This is a genomic window from Niveibacterium sp., assembly GCF_041909475.1.
Classification (GTDB): Bacteria; Pseudomonadota; Gammaproteobacteria; order Burkholderiales; family Rhodocyclaceae; genus Niveibacterium.
Genome location: NZ_JAYRDJ010000063.1, coordinates 1 through 1,886, shown reverse-complemented (window position 1 = coordinate 1,886; position 1,886 = coordinate 1). Strand labels below are relative to the sequence as shown.

Here is a 1,886-nt window from a genome sequence, read left to right as displayed (position 1 = left end):
GGTAGTGGCTCATAGCTCGATTCCGTCGTTGGGGTCGAGGGAAGCCAGCCGGGCCGTGCGCTGCATGGCTGGATCGAGCTGGCGCGGAAGGGGAAGCGGCAAGTCGTCGTCATCGAGCAGCCCAAGGTCGGCCGTGGGCGCGGCCAATTCGGGGTCGTAGGCGACGGCCTCAGTTAGTTCGGGCTGGCGGCGCGGGCCACCGTCGTCGGCCGAACCCAAGTTCTCCAGGCCATCGGCGGATGCCGTGGCCGGCGCAGGGGGTGCAGCAGGAATCACCAGCCCGCTCCAGTCGTCGGCGCGGGCCGGCGGCGCGTCGGCGTACTGCCCATCCGCCGGCGTGGGCGGTGGCAGCACGCGGCGCTTGAAATTGGCGTCCGCGTAGTAGCGCAGCTTCTTCGCCTTGATCGGCGCGACGCTGGACACCATCACCACCGCCTCGTCAGGCGGAAGCTGCATCACCTCACCCGGCGTCAGCAGCGGGCGCGCTGTTTCCTGCCGCGACACCATCAAGTGGCCGAGCCACGGGGCCAATCTGTGGCCGGCGTAGTTGCGTTGCGCGCGCAGCTCGGTGGCGGTGCCCAGCGTTTCGGAGATGCGTTTGGCGGTGCGCTCGTCGTTGGTGGCGAACGTCACGCGCACATGGCAGTTGTCGAGGATGGAGTGGTTTTGCCCATACGCCTTGTCGATCTGGTTGAGCGACTGCGCGATCAGGAAGCTGCGGATGCCGTAGCCCGCCATGAAGGCCAGCGCCGTCTCGAAGAAGTCCAGGCGCCCCAGCGCCGGGAACTCGTCGAGCATCAGCAGCAGCTTGTGGCGGCGCGCGATGCCATCGGAACCATCGAGCGATTCGGTGAGGCGCCGCCCGATCTGGTTGAGGATCAGACGAATGAGCGGCTTCGTCCGCGATATGTCCGAAGGCGGCACCACCAGATACAGCGATACCGGATGCTCGGCCGCGATCAGGTCAGCGATGCGCCAGTCGCAGCGCGACGTGACTTCGGCCACCGTGGGATCACGGTAGAGGCCGAGGAACGACATGGCGGTGCTCAACACGCCGGAACGCTCGTTGTCCGATTTGTTGAGCACTTCGCGCGCCGCCGAGGCCACGACCGGATGCGGCCCATCGCCCAGGTGGGGCGTGGTCATCATCCGGTGCAAGGTCAGCTCGAACGGGCTGGCCGGGTCGGAGAGGAAGTTGGCGACGCCGCGCAGCGTCTTGTCTGCACCCGCGTAGAGCACGTGCAGGATGGCCCCGACCAGCAGCGCGTGCGAGGTCTTCTCCCAATGGTTGCGCTTCTCCAGCGCGCCTTCGGGATCGACCAGAATGTCCGCGATGTTCTGCACGTCGCGCACTTCATGCGCACCGCGCCGCACCTCCAGCAGCGGGTTGTAGGCTGCCGACTTCGCATCGGTTGGGTTGAACAGCAGGCAATGCGAGAAACGTGAGCGCCAGCCTGCGGTGATCTGCCAGTTCTCGCCCTTGATGTCGTGGATGACGGCCGAGGCCGGCCAGGATAGGAGCGTCGGCACCACCAGGCCGACACCTTTACCCGAGCGCGTGGGCGCGAAGGTCAGGACGTGTTCTGGGCCTTCGTGACGGAGGTACTGCCGATCATGCTGGCCCAGGAACACGCCGGCAGGCTGCGTGAGGCCGGCCTGGCGAATGTCCTGCGCGTTCGCCCAGCGCGCAGAGCCGTAGGTCGTGACCAGGCGCGCTTGACGCGAGCGCCAGACCGACATGGCGATGGCAACGCCCACGGCGACCATGCCGCTGGCGCCGGCAATGGCACCGCCGGTGTCGAAGACCTCCGGCGCATAGGCACCGAAGAAGAACCACCACTCAAACAGCTTCCACGGGTGGTAGATCGGCCTGCCAAGAAGATCGA

The 1,886-nt window shown here is 66.9% G+C and carries 1 protein-coding gene; it reads right to left on the bottom strand.

The features are described 5' to 3' along the window. Nucleotides 1-9: 9 nt before the first annotated feature. Nucleotides 10-1,886 (bottom strand): conjugal transfer protein TraG (locus tag ACE3P0_RS21030; RefSeq protein ID WP_374404763.1); only part of this gene is annotated, 1,877 nt, incomplete at its 5' end.